At 64.9% G+C, this 18,542-nt stretch carries 17 protein-coding genes; 1 reads left to right on the top strand and 16 read right to left on the bottom strand.

Going from position 1 to position 18,542, the window contains the following annotated elements:
- Window positions 1-432, top strand: a 432-nt coding sequence (locus tag P5705_RS04430; protein ID WP_277459729.1) for a DUF721 domain-containing protein, incomplete at its 5' end; no start/stop codon positions are given.
- 158 nt (window positions 433-590) lie between these two features.
- Here P5705_RS04430 and lpxC read toward each other — a convergent pair.
- From lpxC to mraZ, 16 genes are all read right to left on the bottom strand, one after another.
- Entirely contained in the window at window positions 591-1,502 is a 912-nt protein-coding gene (lpxC, locus tag P5705_RS04425; protein WP_011535531.1) for a UDP-3-O-acyl-N-acetylglucosamine deacetylase, read from the bottom strand.
- Window positions 1,503-1,614: 112 nt separating this feature from the next.
- Complete coding sequence (gene ftsZ / locus P5705_RS04420) at window positions 1,615-2,811, bottom strand: cell division protein FtsZ (RefSeq protein ID WP_277459728.1); 1,197 nt, start codon at window positions 2,809-2,811, stop codon at window positions 1,615-1,617.
- A gap of 55 nt (window positions 2,812-2,866) precedes the next feature.
- A complete protein-coding gene (gene ftsA, locus P5705_RS04415; protein ID WP_277459727.1) occupies window positions 2,867-4,129 on the bottom strand; it encodes a cell division protein FtsA in 1,263 nt (420 codons plus the stop codon).
- Between the two features lie 14 nt (window positions 4,130-4,143).
- Window positions 4,144-5,013, bottom strand: coding sequence for a cell division protein FtsQ/DivIB (locus tag P5705_RS04410; protein WP_277459726.1), 870 nt, complete (start codon window positions 5,011-5,013; stop codon window positions 4,144-4,146).
- 5 nt (window positions 5,014-5,018) lie between these two features.
- Window positions 5,019-5,975, bottom strand: a complete 957-nt coding sequence (locus P5705_RS04405) for a D-alanine--D-alanine ligase (RefSeq protein ID WP_277459725.1) — start codon at window positions 5,973-5,975, stop codon at window positions 5,019-5,021.
- Window positions 5,972-7,420 carry a UDP-N-acetylmuramate--L-alanine ligase gene (gene murC / locus P5705_RS04400; protein ID WP_011535536.1) on the bottom strand — a complete coding sequence of 483 codons (1,449 nt, stop codon included), beginning with the start codon at window positions 7,418-7,420 and terminating at the stop codon, window positions 5,972-5,974. Before murC ends, P5705_RS04405 begins: the two co-directional genes overlap by 4 nt.
- Window positions 7,413-8,492: an undecaprenyldiphospho-muramoylpentapeptide beta-N-acetylglucosaminyltransferase gene (murG, locus tag P5705_RS04395; RefSeq protein WP_277459724.1), complete on the bottom strand. Its 1,080-nt coding sequence runs from the start codon at window positions 8,490-8,492 to the stop codon at window positions 7,413-7,415. The genes murC and murG overlap by 8 nt, the downstream gene beginning before the upstream one ends.
- Complete coding sequence (ftsW, locus tag P5705_RS04390) at window positions 8,482-9,696, bottom strand: putative lipid II flippase FtsW (protein ID WP_431196921.1); 1,215 nt, start codon at window positions 9,694-9,696, stop codon at window positions 8,482-8,484. Before ftsW ends, murG begins: the two co-directional genes overlap by 11 nt.
- Entirely contained in the window at window positions 9,693-11,039 is a 1,347-nt protein-coding gene (murD, locus tag P5705_RS04385) for a UDP-N-acetylmuramoyl-L-alanine--D-glutamate ligase (RefSeq protein WP_277459723.1), read from the bottom strand. The genes ftsW and murD overlap by 4 nt, the downstream gene beginning before the upstream one ends.
- 6 nt (window positions 11,040-11,045) lie before the next feature.
- Window positions 11,046-12,128 (bottom strand): phospho-N-acetylmuramoyl-pentapeptide-transferase, encoded by a 1,083-nt coding sequence (mraY, locus tag P5705_RS04380; RefSeq protein ID WP_277459722.1) that lies wholly within the window; start codon window positions 12,126-12,128, stop codon window positions 11,046-11,048.
- The gene (locus P5705_RS04375) at window positions 12,128-13,495 is read right to left on the bottom strand and encodes a UDP-N-acetylmuramoyl-tripeptide--D-alanyl-D-alanine ligase (protein WP_277459721.1); all 1,368 of its coding nucleotides are present in this window, start codon (window positions 13,493-13,495) and stop codon (window positions 12,128-12,130) included. Before P5705_RS04375 ends, mraY begins: the two co-directional genes overlap by 1 nt.
- Window positions 13,488-14,975 (bottom strand): UDP-N-acetylmuramoyl-L-alanyl-D-glutamate--2,6-diaminopimelate ligase, encoded by a 1,488-nt coding sequence (locus P5705_RS04370; protein WP_277459720.1) that lies wholly within the window; start codon window positions 14,973-14,975, stop codon window positions 13,488-13,490. The genes P5705_RS04375 and P5705_RS04370 overlap by 8 nt, the downstream gene beginning before the upstream one ends.
- Window positions 14,975-16,705, bottom strand: coding sequence for a peptidoglycan D,D-transpeptidase FtsI family protein (locus P5705_RS04365; protein WP_213661239.1), 1,731 nt, complete (start codon window positions 16,703-16,705; stop codon window positions 14,975-14,977). The genes P5705_RS04370 and P5705_RS04365 overlap by 1 nt, the downstream gene beginning before the upstream one ends.
- The gene (gene ftsL / locus P5705_RS04360; protein WP_011535544.1) at window positions 16,705-16,998 is read right to left on the bottom strand and encodes a cell division protein FtsL; all 294 of its coding nucleotides are present in this window, start codon (window positions 16,996-16,998) and stop codon (window positions 16,705-16,707) included. Before ftsL ends, P5705_RS04365 begins: the two co-directional genes overlap by 1 nt.
- Entirely contained in the window at window positions 16,995-17,942 is a 948-nt protein-coding gene (rsmH, locus tag P5705_RS04355) for a 16S rRNA (cytosine(1402)-N(4))-methyltransferase RsmH (RefSeq protein WP_431196920.1), read from the bottom strand. Before rsmH ends, ftsL begins: the two co-directional genes overlap by 4 nt.
- The gene (gene mraZ / locus P5705_RS04350) at window positions 17,939-18,394 is read right to left on the bottom strand and encodes a division/cell wall cluster transcriptional repressor MraZ (RefSeq protein ID WP_011535546.1); all 456 of its coding nucleotides are present in this window, start codon (window positions 18,392-18,394) and stop codon (window positions 17,939-17,941) included. The genes rsmH and mraZ overlap by 4 nt, the downstream gene beginning before the upstream one ends.
- Window positions 18,395-18,542 lie beyond the last annotated feature (148 nt).

Below are 18,542 nucleotides of genomic sequence, written 5' to 3'. Positions count from 1 at the left end.
CGCCCGCCCGCCGCCCTGCTGCGCCAGGCCCGCCCGCTACGCCTGCTGCTCAACCAGGCCGAACGCCTGGAGCACCTGCAGCGCCTGCTGGAAAGCCAGTTGCAGCCGGCTGCCCGCGAGCACTGCCATGTGGCGTCCTGGAAAGAGGGCACGTTGTTGCTGGTGGTTACCGATGGCCATTGGGCGACCCGTCTGCGCTACCAGCAAAAGCGCCTGCAGCGCCAGCTGCAGGCCATGGAAGCCTTCGCCAACCTGTCACGCATCCTGTTCAAGGTGCAACCGCCCTTGGTGCCGGCCAAGCGTGGAGGTCAAGGGCCAGAGCTATCGGAGCATGCCGCCGAGAGCATCCGCGGCTCGGCTGACGGGATCAGTGACCCGAAGTTGCGGGCGGCGCTGGAACGACTGGCGGCGCACGCACAGGCCAAGGATTGACCCTGTAGGAGCGGCTTCAGCCGCGAAGCAAGCGCCACGATGCATGGCACCGGCTGCGCCGGTGTTCGCGGCTGAAGCCGCTCCTGCGGGCCTGCGCCTGCGGCCAATAAAAAAGGCCACCCGAAGGTGGCCTCAATCACTAGAGAGAGTGTTCGAACTTACACGGCCGCAACAGGGCGCATGTACGAGATCGGTGCCGTGCTGGCATCTTCGAAAAACACCACTTCCCAGGCATCTGTTTCTGCGATCAACTTGCGCAGCAACTGGTTGTTCAGCGAGTGGCCGGACTTGTAGCCCTTGAACTCGCCGATCAGGCTGTTGCCCAGCAGGTAGAGGTCACCAATGGCATCGAGGATCTTGTGCTTGACGAATTCGTCTTCGGAGCGAAGGCCGTCTTCGTTGAGCACGCCAGTCTCATCGACAACAATGGCGTTCTCGACGCTGCCGCCGAGCGCAAGGTTGTGCTTGCGCAGGTACTCGATGTCTCGCATGAACCCGAAGGTCCGTGCGCGGCTGACTTCTTTCACGAACGAGGTGCTGGAGAAGTCTACAGACGCGCTCTGGGTCTGGCCCTTGAGGACCGGGTGATCGAAGTCGATCTCGAAGCTCACCTTGAACCCGTCGAACGGCAGGAAAGTGGCGCGCTTGTCGCCGTCTTCCACTGTCACTTCGCGCAGGATGCGGATGAACTTCTTCGGTGCGTCCTGTTCTTCCAGGCCGGCCGATTGGATCAGGAATACGAAGGGTCCGGCGCTGCCATCCATGATCGGCACTTCCGAGGCGGAGAGCTCGACGTAGGCGTTATCGATGCCCAGGCCCGCCATGGCGGAGAGCAGGTGCTCGACCGTATCGACCTTGACGTCACCGTTGACCAGTGTGGTGGACATGGTGGTCTCACCGACGTTGGCCGCGCGCGCCGGGATCTCCACGACGGGAGAAAGGTCGGCGCGACGGAAGACGATGCCGGTGTCGACAGGCGCAGGCTTGAGGGTCAGGTAGACCTTCTCCCCGGAGTGCAGGCCGACGCCCGTGGCACGGATGGTATTCTTCAGGGTGCGTTGTCTAATCATGGCATTGGCCGCTTCAGCGCAAATTGCGAACAGGTATCAACAAAGGCTGGGGATGATAACAGACCCGGCCTTTGCTGAACACCAATCACCCTAATACCCCTGATAAATTCCATCAATCGGCCTGACGACGCAGGAACGCCGGGATATCCAGGTAGTCCAGATCATCCTGAGGGTTGAGTTTAGCTGCCGCCGCGGCACCCGCATGCGCCTGGTTGCGCATCACGGTCGGACGCTCCAGGTCACGGTAGTTCACCGCCGACTGCTCCTGGCGAACCGGGGCCGGGTTGGAAGCCTCGTACACCTGCTGAGCGGTCTGCAGGGTGTTGTCGACCACCTTGACCGGTTTCTCGATGCGCGCGCCCAGGCCAGTGGCCACAACGGTCACGTGCAGCTCGTCGCGCATGTCCGGATCGATCACGGTGCCGACCTTGACCATCGCGTGGTCAGAGGCGAAGGCCTCGATGATGCTACCCACGTCGGAGTACTCACCCAGCGACAGGTCCGGGCCTGCGGTGATGTTCACCAGGATGCCGCGGGCGCCCTGCAGGTTGACGTCTTCGAGCAGCGGGTTGCGGATTGCCGCCTCGGTGGCCTCGCGGGCACGGTTCGGGCCGCTGGCGCAGCCGGTACCCATCATCGCCATGCCCATCTCACCCATCACGGTGCGCACGTCGGCGAAGTCGACGTTGATCATGCCTGGGCGCTTGATGATGTCGGAGATACCGCGCACGGCACCGGCCAGTACATCGTCAGCCTTGGCGAAGGCGGACAGCAGGCTTGCATCCTTGCCCAGGATGGTCAGCAGCTTCTCGTTGGGGATGGTGATCAGCGAGTCGACGCTCTCGGCCAGCATGCGGATGCCTTCGTCGGCGATCTGCATGCGCTTGCGACCCTCGAACGGGAACGGACGGGTCACCACCGCAACGGTGAGGATGCCCATTTCCTTCGCCACTTCGGCGATGATCGGCGCTGCACCGGTACCGGTACCGCCACCCATGCCGGTGGTGATGAACACCATGTTGGTGCCCTGCAGCACTTCGGCGATGCGCTCACGGTCTTCCAGCGCGGCCTGGCGGCCGACTTCCGGATTGGCACCCGCGCCCAGGCCCTTGGTCACGCCGGTACCCAGTTGCAGGATAGTGCGCGCACCAATGTTTTTCAGCGCCTGGGCATCGGTGTTGGCGCAGATGAACTCCACACCCTCGATGCTGCTCTTGACCATGTGGTTGACCGCGTTGCCGCCGCCACCACCGACGCCGATCACCTTGATGACCGGACTTTGCGGGACGTTGTCTACGAGCTCGAACATTTTCCCTCTCCTTACAGTTCTCTAGTTGTTGCGCCTACCACTACTGCTTTGAAACTTAGAAGTTGCCCTGGACCCAACGCTTGAGTCGTTCAAGCACCGGGGCCTTCGGTTCATCGCCATAGCTGTTGTTGCTGCTGTTGCTGATACCGGTCAGGGACGAGTCCTCGGACTGCTTCTGCAGGCCGTAGGTGAGCAGGCCCACACCGGTGGAATAGATCGGGTTGCGCACCACGTCGCTCAGCCCCCGAACGCTGTGCGGCACGCCCAGGCGTACCGGCATGTGGAAGATTTCTTCGGCCAGTTCCACGGCGCCTTCCATCTTCGCGGTGCCACCGGTGAGGACGATGCCGGCCGGCACCAGGTCCTCGAAGCCGCTGCGACGCAGCTCGGCCTGGATCAGGGTGAACAGCTCGTCGTAACGCGGCTCCACCACTTCAGCCAGGGCCTGGCGCGACAACTCACGCGGCGGACGGTCGCCGACGCTCGGTACCTTGATGGTTTCACCGGCACCGGCCAGCTTGGCCAGGGCGCAGGCGTAGCGGATCTTGATTTCCTCGGCGTACTGCGTGGGGGTGCGCAGGGCCATGGCGATGTCGTTGGTGACCTGGTCGCCGGCGATCGGGATCACCGCGGTGTGGCGGATCGCGCCTTCGGTGAAGATGGCGATGTCGGTGGTACCACCACCGATGTCCACCAGGCACACGCCCAGCTCTTTCTCATCGTCGGTCAGCACCGAGTAGGCCGAGGCCAGTTGCTCGAGGATGATGTCGTCGATTTCCAGGCCGCAACGGCGCACGCATTTCTCGATGTTCTGCGCGGCGTTGACCGCGCAGGTGACCACGTGGACCTTGGCTTCCAGGCGCACGCCCGACATGCCCAGTGGCTCGCGCACGCCTTCCTGGTTGTCGATCACGTAGTCCTGCGGCAGGGTGTGCAACACGCGCTGGTCGGCCGGGATGGCCACGGCCTGTGCGGCGTCGAGCACACGCTCGAGGTCGGCGGTGCTGACTTCGCGGTCGCGGATGGCGACGATGCCGTGGGAGTTCAGGCTGCGGATGTGATTGCCGGCCACGCCGACGAATGCCGAATGGATACGGCAGCCGGCCATCAGCTGGGCCTCTTCCACGGCGCGCTGGATCGACTGCACGGTCGACTCGATGTTCACCACCACGCCCTTCTTCAGGCCGCGCGATGGGTGGGTGCCGATGCCCACGATCTCCAGGGTGCCGTCCTCGCCGACCTCACCCACCAGCGCCACCACCTTGGAGGTGCCGATGTCCAGCCCGACGATCATTTTGCCGCTATGCGCGTTTGCCATGGTCCTGCCTCTCTCTAATTCTTCGCAACGGCGGGTTGGGCCGTCGTCGGTGCATTCGGTTCCCGCCAGCCAACGGCAAGTCCATTGGCGTAACGCAGATCGATGCGGGCGATATTGGTGATCTGGTCTTTAAGCGTCTTGTCGTAAATGGCAATGAAACGGCGCATCTTCTCCACCAGATGGTCGCGCCCCAGCAGCAGCTCGATGCCTGGCCCGGCACTACCCGCACCGGTGGTCAGGAACCAGCTGCCTCGCTCGCGCAGCTCCAGGCGAGCGATGGAAAAGCCCATGGGGCGCAGCATCTGGCTCAATACCTGATACTGCTGCATGACTTGTTGCTGAGCGCGCTGCGGCCCGAACAGCTGCGGCAGGTGCTCGTAGTTGGCCAGCTCGCGCGGGGTGAAGGCCTGGCCCTGGTTGTTGAGCAAGGCCTCGTCGCCCCAGCGCGCCACCGGCAACTGTTCCTCCAGACGGATCACCACCTCGTCCGGCCAGACCCGACGCACTTCGGCGTGGGCGATCCATGGCATCTGCTCCAGTTCCACGCGCATCGCCGCCAGGTCGACGGTGAAGAAGCTCGCCGCCACATAGGGGGCGATCCGCTGCTGCACCGACTGCTGGCTGATGTAGCTGAGGTCGCCCTGCACGTCGATCTTGGTGATCGGCCTGTCGGCGTACGGCATCAGGCGGATGGCGCCCTCATAGGCGCCAAAGCCCGCAGCCACCAGCAGGACCGGCCACAGCAGGCGCTTGAGGCCGCCGAAGCTCGGCCGTGGCAGGCGCGCCGATACGGGCTCGTCGGCCACCAGTCGGCTGGCACCACGCGGCACCGGCTTGCTGCGGCCGGTAACAGGTGGTTGCTGACGTACCATCGCGCCTTGCATGGTGGTTAACCTCGCGTCGCTACGCTTTCGGCAAGGATCGCCAGCACCAGTTGCTGGAAGTCCAGGCCGGCCGCGCGGGCCGCCATGGGCACCAGGCTATGATCGGTCATGCCGGGTGCGGTGTTGACTTCGAGCAGCCAGAACCGGCCCTGCTCGTCCTGCATCACGTCCAGCCGGCCCCAGCCCTCGATGCCGATGGCATCGCAGGCGCGCGCGGTCAGGTCGATCAGCTCTTGCTCCTTGACGCTGTCCAGGCCGCACGGAATGCGGTACTGGGTGTCATTGGCGATGTACTTGGCGTCGTAGTCGTAGAACACGTGCGGGGTGCCCAACGCGATCGGCGGCAGCACCTGGCCACGCAGCACGGCGATGGTGAACTCCGGGCCGTGGATCCACTGCTCGACCAGTACCTGCGAGTCGTACTTGGCGGCGTCTTTCCAGGCGGCGACCAACTCTTGCTCGCTGTTCACCTTGGCCATGCCGATGCTCGAACCTTCATGGGCAGGTTTGACGATCAACGGGAAGCCCAGTTCCGCGCTGGCGGCAACGCAGTCCTGCTCGCTGGCCAGCACCGCGTGGCGTGGCGTGGGGATGCCCAGGCTCTGCCACACCTGCTTGGTGCGCAGCTTGTCCATGGCCAGTGCCGAGGCAAGGATGCCGCTGCCGGTGTAGGGGATCCCCAGGCACTCGAGCAGGCCCTGCATGCTGCCGTCTTCACCGCCACGGCCGTGGAGGATGATGAAGGCGCGGTCGATCTTCTCGTGCTGCAGGCGCGCCAGCAGGTCGTCGCCCACATCGATGGCGACCACGTCGACACCAGCGCTGGTCAGCGCTTCGATCACCGCCGCCCCGGATTTCAGCGAGACCTCGCGCTCGGCGCTCTTGCCCCCGTAGAGCACGGCAACGCGGCCGAAGGCCTTGACGTCGAGAGTGGAGTGCAGCTTGTCGTAGGCGCTGGTCATTTCGACTTCTCCTGCTTGGCGCCAGCGAACAGCGGGCTTTTCATCAATTGCGGGGCCAGGCCACCGACATCACCGGCACCCTGGCAGATCAGGATGTCGCCGGCACGCAGCAGCGGCTTGACCAGCGGCGCGAGTTCAGCGCCACGTTCGATGTAGATCGGGTCGAGCTTGCCGCGCTGACGGATGCTGTGGCACAGCTGGCGGCTGTCGGCACCGGGGATCGGCTCTTCGCCGGCCGGGTAGACCTCCATCAGCAGCAGCACGTTGGCATCGCCCAGCACCTGCACGAAATCGTCGTACAGGTCGCGGGTGCGGCTGTAGCGGTGCGGCTGGTAGACAATGACCAGGCGGCGGCTCGGCCAGCCGCCACGCACGGCCTTGATCACAGCGGCGACTTCGGTCGGGTGGTGGCCGTAGTCGTCGACCAGCATCACGCTGCCGCCTTCGACCGGCAGCTCGCCATACACCTGGAAGCGTCGGCCGACGCCCTGGAAACCGGACAGGCCCTGGACGATGGCCTCGTCGCTGATACCTTCGTCAGTGGCGATGGCGATGGTGGCCAGTGCATTGAGCACGTTGTGGTTGCCCGGCATGTTCACCGACACCTCGAGCGGCTCGCAGTCGCGGCGCAGCACGGTGAAGTGGGTCTGCATGCCCTGCTGGCGCACGTTGATGGCGCGGATATCGGCCTCTTCGCTGAAACCGTAGGTGACGGTCGGGCGCTTGACCTGCGGCAGGATCTCACGCACCACCGGATCGTCCAGGCACATCACCGCCAGCCCGTAGAACGGCAGGTTGTGCAGGAACTCGACGAAGGTCTTCTTCAGCTTGTTGAAGTCGCCCTCGTAGGTGGCCATATGGTCGGCGTCGATGTTGGTAACGACAGCGACCATCGGCTGCAGGTGCAGGAAGCTGGCGTCGCTTTCATCGGCTTCGGCGATCAGGTAGCGGCTGGTGCCCAGCTGCGCGTTGGTACCGGCAGCGGTCAGACGCCCACCGATGACGAACGTCGGGTCGAGGCCGCCGGCGGCGAACACCGACGCCAGCAGGCTGGTGGTGGTGGTCTTGCCGTGGGTGCCGGCAACGGCCACGCCATGGCGATAGCGCATCAGCTCGGCGAGCATTTCGGCGCGCGGTACCACCGGGATACGGCGCTCCAGCGCGGTGGCGACTTCCGGGTTGGCCGGGTTGATCGCGCTGGACACCACCAGCACGTCGGCGCTGGCGGCGTTCTCGGCACGGTGGCCGACGAAGATCTCGGCACCGAACGACTCCAGGCGCTCGGTGACCGGCGAAGCCTTGAGGTCGGAACCGGACACTTCATAGCCCAGGTTCAGCAGCACCTCGGCGATGCCGCACATGCCCACGCCGCCGATACCGACGAAGTGGATGCGACGGATACGGCCCATCTTCGGTTGCGGCATGGCTTTCTGGCTCTCAACCATGGGCCACCTCCAGGCAGATATCGACCACGGTGCTGGTTGCGGCAGGTTTGGCCAGGCGACGCGCGGTGCCGGCCATGGTGTTGAGTTTCTCGGGTTGCATCAGCACCTCGTTCAGGCGTTCAGCGAGTTGCGCTGCGCCAGTTGTCGCTTGCGGCATCAGGAAGGCGGCGCCTTCACGAGCCAGATATTGGGCGTTGTGGGTCTGGTGGTCGTCGATCGCGTGGGGCAAGGGCACCAGCATCGAGGGCAGGCCCGCCGCCGCGAGTTCGCTGACGGTCAGGGCGCCGGCCCGGCACACCACCATGTCGGCCCAGCCATAGGCGTGGGCCATGTCCTTGATGAACGGCTCTACCTGAGCCTCGACACCCGCTTCGTGATAGCGCTCGGCGGTGGTCGTCGCGTGGTGCTTGCCGGCCTGGTGGAACACCTCGGGCCGCAGGTTCGCGGGCACCTCGGACAGGGCCTTAGGCAACAATTTGTTCAATGGTTCCGCACCCAGGCTGCCGCCCATGACCAACAGGCGGGCACGGCGCTCGGCCAGGGGCGCGCGCTGCGCATCCATGAACAGCTCCGGGCGCACCGGGTTGCCGGTGGTGCGCAGCTTGTCGTTGGCCTCGAAAGTGCCCGGGAACGCTTCGCAGACGCGTGCCGCCAGCGGCACCAGCAGGCGATTGGCGGTACCGGCGCGGGCGTTCTGCTCGTGAATGACCAGTGGCACGCCGCATAGCTTCGCGGCGACGCCGCCGGGGCCGGTCACATAACCACCGAAGCCGATCACGCAGACCGGCTTGAGTTCACGCACGATGCGCCGCGCCTGCAGCACCGCCTTGACCAGGGTGAACGGCGCCTTGAGCAGCGACAGTTTGCCCTTGCCACGCAGGCCAGTGACCTGGATCAGGTGCAACGGCAACCCCGCCTGGGGCACCAGTTCGTTTTCGATGCCACGCGGGGTGCCCAGCCAGTGCACGCTGTAGCCACGGGCCTGGAACTCGCGGGCACAGGCCAGGGCCGGGAACACATGCCCCCCGGTGCCGCCGGCCATGATCAACACGTTCTTGCCGTCAGCGGCCATGGCTGGTCTCCTCGGCAAAATCGCTCTCCTTGAATTCATGTTCCTCGCTGCCCAGGTGCGTGCGGCTTTCCCACTCGATCCGTAGCAACAGCCCCACGCAGGCGCAGCAGATCACCAGCGAGCTGCCCCCGTAGCTGAGGAATGGCAGGGTCAGGCCCTTGGTGGGCAGCAGGCCGACGTTCACGCCGATGTTGATGAGGAACTGGCCGATCCACAGGAACGACAAGCCAAAGGCCATGTAGGCGGCGAAGAACTGCTTGGCCTTCTCCGCCCACAGGCCGATGTACAGGGCACGAACCGTGACGAAGACGAACAACGCGATGGTCAGCAGCGAGCCGACCACGCCCAGTTCCTCGGCCAGCACCGAGAACACGAAGTCGGTGTGCGCCTCGGGCAGGTAGAACTGCTTCTGCACGCTGTTGCCCAGGCCCACGCCCAGCCATTCGCCGCGGCCGAAGGCGATCAGTGCCTGGGTCAGCTGGTAGCCGGAACCGAACTGGTCGGACCAAGGGTCGGTAAACGTGATCAGGCGCGCCATCCGGTATGGCTGGGCCTGGACCAGGACCACCACCGAAATGACCGCCAGCACCACCATCAGCGAGAAGCGGAACAGCCCCACCCCACCGAGGAACAGCATGGCCGCCGCAGCCCCCATCATCACCACCGTGGCGCCGAAGTCGGGCTCCATCAGCAGCAGGCCCGCCATCGGCAACAGCACGATGAACGGCTTGAAGAAGCCCATCCAGCTCTCGCGCACCTCGGTCTGCCGGCGCACCAGATAGCCGGCCAGGTAGATGACCACGAAGACCTTGGCGATCTCGGAGGGCTGGACGTTGAAAAAGCTGAAGCCGATCCAGCGCATCGAACCGTTCACCTCGCGGCCGATGCCCGGCACCAGCACCAGTACGAGCAGGCCGAAGGCGCCGATCAGCATGAGGAACCCCATGCGCTGCCAGGTGGCGATCGGCACCATGATGGTCATCACCCCGGCGCCCAGGCCGAGGGTGACGTACACCAGGTGGCGGATCATGTGATACAGCGGGTTGCCCGACTGCACTGCGGCCACTTCCGAGGAGGCCGAGGTGATCATCACCAGGCCCAGGCCGAGCAGCGCCAGGCAGCCGGCCAGCAGCGGGAAGTCCAGGTCGATGCCACGGCCGCTGATCAGCGGCGACGGATAAGGCTTGAGGATGCCGAAGATCATGCCAGCCCCTCCGCTGCCTGGGCGAACAGGCGCCCGCGTTCTTCGAAGTTCTTGAACATGTCGAGGCTGGCGCAAGCGGGCGACAGCAGCACGGCATCACCTGGCTGGGCGAGTTCGGCGCAGCGTTGCACGGCTTCGTCGAGGGTCTTGACCCGCACTTGTGGCACGGCATCGCCCAAGGTTTCGGCCAGGCGCTCGGCGTCACGGCCAAGCAGCACCACGGCGCGGCAGTGTTGCGCCACCGGCTCGCGCAAGGCGGCGAAGTCTGCGCCCTTGCCATCGCCACCGGCGATCAGCACCAGCTTGCCCTCGATATCGGCACCCAAGCCTTCGATGGCAGCCAGCGCGGCACCGACGTTGGTGGCCTTGGAGTCGTCGTACCAGTTCACGCCATTGCGTTCACGGACCCACTGGCAGCGATGGGCCAGGCCCTTGAACTCGCGCAGCGCCTCGAGCATGGGCTCGAACGGCAGGCCGGCGGCATGGCCGAGGGCCAGCGCGGCCAGGGCGTTGCTCTGGTTGTGGGCGCCACGGATCTTCAATTCACGCACCGGCATGAGCGCCTGGAATTCGAAGGCCAGGTGCTTCTCGCCATCGACTTCCCGCAGACCGAAGGACTTGAAGTCCGGCGCATTCAGACCAAAGCTCCAGCTCGGCCGACCTTCGACCGGCAGTGGACGGCTCAGGGCATCCTGGCGATTCACCACCACCTGGCGGGCACCGCGGAATATCCGGTGCTTGGCCAGGTGATAGGCCGGCAGGCCGCTGTAGCGGTCCATGTGGTCTTCGCTGATGTTCAGCACCGTGGCCACTTCGGCGTTGAGCTGGTCGGTGGTTTCCAGCTGGAAGCTCGACAGCTCGAGCACGTACAGCTCCACGCTGTCGTCGAGCAGGTCCAGCGCCGGCGTGCCCAGGTTGCCGCCCACTGCCACACGTTTGCCTGCCTTGATGGCCATCTCGCCGACCAGGGTGGTCACGGTGCTCTTGGCGTTGGAGCCACTGATCGCGATGATCGGCGCTTTTGCGTGGCGGGCGAACAGCTCGATGTCGCCGGACAGCGTCACGCCGCGCGCCGCCGCCTGCTGCAGGGCCGGGGTGGCCAGGGCCAGGCCGGGGCTCACGTAAAGCTCGTTGGCGCGGCAGAGGAAGTCGACGTCCAGCTCGCCACAGCGCACTTCCACCTGCGGGTAATCACGGCGCAGGGTATCCAGTTCCGGCGGTTGCTCGCGGGTGTCGGCGACCGCAAAGGCAATGCCCCGGCTCGCCAGGAAGCGAACCAGGGACATGCCGCTCTTGCCGAGGCCGACAACGATGCGGAATTGGTCGGAAGCGATCAGTGACACGCTCGTTTACCTCAGTTTCAGGGTGGCAAGGCCGATCAGCACCAGGATCACCGTGATGATCCAGAAGCGGACGATCACGCGCGGCTCGGGCCAGCCCTTGAGTTCAAAGTGGTGATGGATCGGCGCCATGCGGAACACACGCTTGCCGGTGAGCTTGAAGGACGCCACCTGGATGACCACCGACAGGGTTTCCATCACGAACACGCCGCCCATGATGAACAGGACGACTTCCTGGCGGACGATCACGGCGATGGTGCCCAGCGCCGCGCCCAGCGCCAGGGCGCCGACGTCGCCCATGAACACCTGGGCCGGGTAAGTGTTGAACCACAGGAAGCCCAGGCCTGCGCCGATCAGCGCGCCGCAGAACACGATCAGCTCGCCCGCGCCCGGCACATAAGGGATCAGCAGGTACTCGGCGAACTTCACGTTGCCCGACAGGTAGCAGAAGATACCCAGGGCGCCGCCGACCATCACCGTCGGCATGATCGCCAGGCCATCGAGGCCGTCGGTCAGGTTGACCGCGTTGCTGGAACCGACGATGACGAAGTAGGTGAGCACGATGAACCCGGCCCCCAGCGGGATGGCCAGGTCTTTCAGCATCGGGATGATCAGTGTGGTCTCGACGCTGGTGGGGGCGGTCTTGTACAGGAAGATCGCCGCGGCCAGGCCGAACACCGACTGCCAGAAATACTTCCAGCGGCTGGGGAGGCCGCGGGAGTTCTTCTCGATCACCTTGCGGTAGTCGTCGACCCAACCGATGGCGCCGAAGGCCAGGGTGACGACCAGCACCACCCACACGTAGCGGTTGGTCAGGTCGGCCCACAGCAGGGTGCTGATGGCGATGGCGGACAGGATCAGCGCGCCGCCCATGGTGGGGGTGCCGGACTTCGACAGGTGCGATTGCGGGCCGTCGTTACGCACGGCCTGACCGATCTGGCGGATCTGCAGGGTACGGATCATCCACGGGCCCAACCACAGGGCCAGGGACAGCGCGGTCAGCACACCCAGGATCCCGCGCAGGGTGAGGTACTGGAAGACCGCGAAGCCCTTGTGGAACTGTTGCAGATACTCAGCCAACAGCAGCAGCATTAATGTTTCTCCCCGCTGGCACCGCACAGTGCGGCCACGACGTTTTCCATCGCAGCGCTGCGCGAGCCCTTGATCAAGATAGTGGTGTCGCTGGCTGTTTCCGCGCGAACGGCATCGATCAGCTCAGCTTGAGTAGCGAAATGGCGCCCTTTTTCGCCGAACGCCTTGACCGCATGGGCCATGTTATTGCCCACCGCGTACAATGCGTCGACCTTGCCACGCGCGTAGTCGCCCACCTGACGGTGGCCTTCCTCCGCCCATTGCCCCAGTTCGCCGATATCCCCGAGCACCAGGACGGTGCGTCCGGAAAAGCCGGCGAGTATATCAATGGCCGCGCACATGGAGGTGGGATTTGCGTTGTAGCTGTCGTCGATCACCCGCACGCCGTTCGGTGCGATCTGCGCCACGGTACGGCCCTTGACCGGCTGCACGGCATTCAGCCCGGCGGCGATGCCATTCAGGCTCAGACCAACGGCATGAGCGGCGGCGGCGGCGGCCAGGGCGTTGCTGACGTTGTGCTCGCCCAGCACATTGAGTTGCACAGCTACCGACTCACCCGCGCCATGCAGCGTGAACGAGGGGCAGCCACGCGCATCACGACCGATATCCGTGGCGTAGAAGTCGGCGCGGACGTCCTTGCGGGCGAAAGCGACGATCTTGTGCGCACCGGCACGCGCCTTCCAGGTGGAGAAGGCTTTGTCGTCCAGGTTGAGGATGGCAATGCCACCTTCACCCAGCCCTTCGAGAATCTCGCCTTTGGCTTCGACGATCTTCTCCGGGCCACCGAACTCACCGACATGGGCAGTCCCGGCGTTGTTGATGATGACCACCTGCGGCTTGGTCAGGCCGACGGTGTAGCGGATCTCGCCAATGCGCGAAGCACCCAGCTCGATGACCGCGGCGCTGTGCTCAGGGGCGATCTCCAGCAACGTCAGCGGCGCGCCGAGGTCATTGTTCAGATTGCCGCGGGTAGCGTGAACCGGCCCTCGGGTGCGCAGGATCGCCGCAAGCATTTCCTTCACCGTGGTCTTGCCGCTGGAGCCGGTGATGGCGACGACCGGCTTGTCGAAGGCGGCGCGATTCAATGCACCAAGCTGGCCAAGGGCAACGCGGCAGTCGGCGACCACCAACTGCGGCAGGTCGATATCGGCAACTTCACGCTCGACCAGCGCTGCCACGGCCCCCTTTGCTTTCACATCGGCCAGGTAGTCGTGGCCATCGAAACGCGGCCCCGTCAGGGCGACGAACAACTGCCCGGCGGCAACGCTACGGCTGTCGATGCTGACACCGGTGAAACTAGCGTCGTCGCCGAACTGGCGAGCACCCAGTGCCGCGGTCAGCTGGCTGAGTGTCATGGGCTTAAGCATGTGGAGCCTCCCAGGCTGCAAGGGCCTTCTCGGCTTCGACCAGGTCGGAGAAGTCATGGCGCTCGCCATTGATCTCCTGGTAATCCTCATGGCCCTTGCCGGCCAGGACAATGACATCGTCGGCAGCGGCAGTGGCGATCAGGTGGGCAATGGCCTCGCCACGGCCGGCGACGAACTCGACGTCGGCGGGCTTGGCGAAACCAGGGCGAATGTCATCGAAGATGCGCAGCGGGTCTTCGGTACGCGGGTTGTCGTCGGTGACCAGCACACGATCGGCCAGGCGCTCGGCCACTGCCGCCATCAGCGGACGCTTGCCGCTGTCACGGTCGCCACCGCAGCCGAACAGGCACTGCAACTGGCCGTGGGCATGCGGGCGCAAGGCTTCGAGGACTTTTTCCAGTGCATCTGGCGTGTGCGCGTAATCGACCACCACCAAGGGTTTGTCGCCGCCACCCAGGCGCTGCATGCGGCCCACCGGGCCCTGCAGTTGCGGGGTGACCTTGAGGATCTCGTCCAGCGAGTAATCCAGCGCCAGCAGTGCTGCCACGGCGGCGAGCATGTTGCTCAAGTTGAAGCGACCCAGCAGTTGACTGCGCAGGGTACGCTCGCCCTGGGCGGTGACCAGGGTGGCGCGCACACCATCGTCATTGAAGCTGGCTTCGCGACAGAACAGCGAGGCGTCCGGGTTTTCCAGGCTGTAGCTGAGCAGCCGGGTCTCGCTGTGATCGCTGCTGGGGCGACGGGCAAAATCATCAGCCAGGCGGCGGCCAAACGCATCGTCCAGGTTGACCACCTGGCAACGCAGGCTCGGCCAGGCGAACAGCTTGGCCTTGGCGGCCTCGTAGGCCTCCATGCTGCCGTGGTAGTCGAGGTGGTCGCGGGACAGGTTGGTCATCACCGCAATGTCGAATTCCAGCGCAGCCACGCGCCCCTGCTCCAGGGCATGAGAGGACACTTCCATGGCCACAGCCTTGGCGCCGCCCTTCTTCAGGTCGTTGAGCGTCGCCTGCACGGCAATCGGGTCCGGGGTGGTCAAGCGACCACTCTGCAGCTCGCCATAGAAGCCGGTACCCAGGGTGCCGATCAGGCCGCAACGCTGGCCGAGGGCATCGAGAGCCTGGGCCAGCAGCTGGGTGACACTGGTCTTGCCATTGGTACCGGTGACGCCCACCAGGTTCAGCTGGCGGCTCGGCTCACCATAGAAGCGCCCGGCAATCTGCGACAGCTGGCCGATCAAACCCTTGACCGGGATCAGCGGCGCGTCGGTGATCGGCAGTACGCTGGCACCTTGCTCTTCGTAGGCTACCGCGGCGGCGCCACGGGCCAGGGCGTCGGCGATATGGGCGCGGCCGTCGACCTTGGCGCCAGGCACAGCCAGGAACAGATCGCCCGGACGCACAGCGCGGCTGTCCAGCGTCAGCTCGCGGATCAGCGGATCGCGGCTGGCATGGGCAAACAGTTTGCTCAATGGCATCGTCATCAACCTCGCCCTCCCTTGGCGGGTACTGCGCTGGCTTGCTGCGTCGAAGGTGGCGGCAGGTTGTCCGGCGGTACGTTCATCAGGCGCAGGGTGCCCGACATCACTTTGCTGAATACGGGGGCCGAGACCAGGCCGCCGAAATACCCACCCTTGCCCGGCTCGTCGATGACCACGACGATGGCATAGCGCGGGTCGCTCATCGGGCCGAAGCCGGCGAACAGGGAGCGGTAAGCGTTCTCGGTGTAGCCCTTGGAACCGACCGTGGCTTTACGCGCCGTACCGGACTTGCCAGCCACGTGATAGAACGGTACCTGGGCGCGGAACACACCGCGCGGCGCCTCGATCACCTGCTGCAGCATGCCCTGCACGGTTTCGGCGGTTTCTTTCGGAATGGCCTGCACCGCTTCCGGCGCCTTGTCGACCTTGAGAATCGACAACGGCACCATCTTGCCGTCGTTGGCCAGGGCGGCATAGGCATGCACCAGCTGCAGGGCGGTCACCGAGACGCCATAGCCGTACGACAGGGTCGCGGTCTCGGCCTTGCGCCATTCGCGGTGGTTGGGCAGGTTACCGACGCGCTCGCCAGGGAAACCCAACCCGGTGTACTGCCCGAGGCCAACCTGCGACATTACCCGGTAGATGGCCTCGCCGCCGATATCGAAGGCGATCTTGCTCATGCCGACGTTACTGGAGTTGATCAGGATGCCGGTCAGGTCGAGGATCGGGCCCTCGCTCTTCGATACGTCCTTGATGGTGTAGCGGCCGATCTGCAGGCTGCCCGGATATACCTCGACCTTGTCGGTGGGCTTCCAGCGGCCGCTCTGCAGCGCGGCACTCATGGAAATCGGCTTGACCGTGGAACCTGGCTCGAAGACGTCGATGATCGCCCGGTTGCGCATCGCCGCCGGGAACATGCTGCGACGGTTGTTGGGGTTGTAGGTTGGCTGGTTGACCATGGCCAGGACCTCGCCGGTCTTGACGTCCATGATCACCAGGCTGCCGGCCTTGGCGTCCTGCTCAGCGATGGCGTTGCGCAGTTCGCGGGTGGCCAGGTACTGCAGGCGCAGGTCGATCGACAACGCCAAGGTCTTGCCGGCCTTGGCGTTCTTGGTTACCTGGATATCCTTGATCAGCCGGCCGCGCCGGTCCTTGATCACCTGCCGCTTGCCGGGCACGCCGGCCAGCCACTCGTCGTAGGCCAGCTCGACCCCTTCGCGACCGTGGTCGTCCAGGTCGGTGAAGCCGACCATGTGCGCGGTGACATCACCGGCCGGATAGAAACGACGGAACTCTTCCAGCCCGTAGACGCCCGGCACTTTCAGGTCGAGCACCTGCTGCCCCTGCTCCGGGGTCAGGCCACGGACCAGGTAGATGAATTCCTTGCTGGCCTGCTGGGTCAGGCGCTCGATCAATTGCTGCGGGTTCTGCCCAAGGGCGGCGGCCAGTTGCGGCCAGCGGTCCTTGGCCACCTGCATTTCCTTGGGGTTGGCCCACAGCGTGGTGACCGGCGTGCTCACAGCCAAAGGCTCGCCATTGCGGTCGGTGATCAGGCCACGGTGCGCGGGGATCGGGATATGACGCAGGCTGCGGGCATCGCCCTGCCCCTTGAGGAAGTCGCGGTCGACCACCTGCAGGTCGATGATGCGCCAGCAGATGGCGCCGACCATCAGCGCCAGCAGGCCGACGACCACGCGGAAACGCCAAGGGTAGAGTGCGCCCTCGAGCTTCATCATGGCGCCACCATCCGTACTTCGTCAGCAGCCGGCACACGCATTTTCAGCTGTTCGCTGGCCAGCGTCTCGATCCGGCTGTGGGCGGTCCAGGTACTCTGCTCGAGAATGAGACGCCCCCATTCGGCCTGGGCCTTGTCGCGCTCGTTCAGTTCACCGTACAAGGTGTTGAGCAACTGACGGTTCCAGTGGGCGCTGTAGGATACGGCGATCGCCGAAACCAGCACGCCGACAAACAGCAGAAGCATCAGGAAGCTTCCGCCCGGCAAAGGCTTGGCGAACAGCCGGCTCACCGCAGCTTCTCCGCCACCCGCATCACGGCGCTGCGCGACCGCGGGTTGGCCTTGAGCTCGGCCTCGGAGGCGAATTGCGCCTTGCCGATGAGCTTGATCTTCGGCTCGAAAGTCTTGTGCTGCACCGGCAGGTTGCGCGGCAGGTTGTCCGCCTCGCCCTTGACCAGCTTGCGCATGAACAGCTTGACGATGCGGTCTTCAAGGGAATGGAAGCTGATCACCGCCAGACGCCCGCCGACCTCCAGCGCATCGAGCGCCGCTTCAAGACCGGCCTCGAGATCGCCCAGCTCGTTGTTGACGTGGATGCGCAGGCCCTGAAACGCACGGGTCGCCGGGTTCTTGCCCTTTTCCCAGGCAGGGTTGGCGACCTTGAGCACCTCGGCCAGGTCCGCAGTGCGGGTGAACGGTTGCTTTTCACGACGCTCCACTACCGCACGGGCCATGCGCCCGGCAAAACGCTCTTCGCCATATTCCTTGAACACCCGGGCGATTTCTTCCACAGGCGCGGTGGCGATGAACTCGGCGGCGCTGATGCCCTGGTTCGGGTTCATGCGCATGTCGAGCGGGCCGTCATTGAGGAAGCTGAAGCCACGCTCCGGGTCATCCAGCTGTGGCGACGACACCCCGAGGTCGAGCAGGATGCCGCTGACCTTGCCGGCCAGATCACGCCCCGCGACCTCGGCGCCCAGCTCGGCAAAGCTGCGCTGCACAATGACAAAGCGGCCGTCTTCGGCCGCCAGCGCTTGCCCTGTGGCAATCGCCTGTGGATCCTTGTCGAACCCCAGCAGCCGCCCTTGCGGCCCGAGCTTGCTGAGGATGAGGCGGCTGTGGCCGCCACGCCCGAAGGTGCCGTCCAGATAGCAACCGTCGGCGCGCAGGGCCAATGCCTCGACGGCTTCGTCGAGGAGGACGGTGATGTGGTTGAAGCCGCTATCTATGGTCACAGGATCAGGTCACGCAAATCATCGGGCATGGCGCCCGGTTGTTGAATAGCTGCAAGGTCGGCTGCCGAAACCGCGTTCCAGGCATCCTCGTCCCACAGCTGGAATTTGTTCAGTTGCCCCACCAGCATCGCCTTCTTGTCGAGCTTGGCGTACTCGCGCAGGCGGGGCGGCACCAGGAAACGCCCACTGCCGTCGAGCTCCAGGTCAACCGCATTACCGATCAGCAAACGCTGCAGGCGACGGTTTTCCTCACGCAACGACGGCAAGGCGCGCAACTTGGCTTCTATCTGCTCCCACTCATCGAGGGGATAAACACACAAGCAGGGGTCAACAGCGTCGATGGTCACGATCAACTGACCATTGCAGCGCGAATCGAGCTCGTCACGGTACCGGCTCGGCATGGCGAGACGACCCTTGGCATCGAGGCTGACGGCGTTGGCTCCGCGGAACACGGCTGCGATTCCCCACAATGTTAGCTTTTTTGTGCCAGAAAACCCACTTCATCCCACTTTCTGCCACTTGCGCACACTATAGGAATCCGCCCGCCACACCGTCAAGGCACGTTCATAAGGAAAACCCTTACAGGACGGCGATTTAGCG

Source organism: Pseudomonas entomophila (genome assembly GCF_029478665.1).
Lineage (GTDB): Bacteria > Pseudomonadota > Gammaproteobacteria > Pseudomonadales > Pseudomonadaceae > Aquipseudomonas > Aquipseudomonas entomophila_F.
Note: the sequence above shows the minus strand (reverse complement) of the source record. Positions and strands in the feature narration are given on the sequence as shown.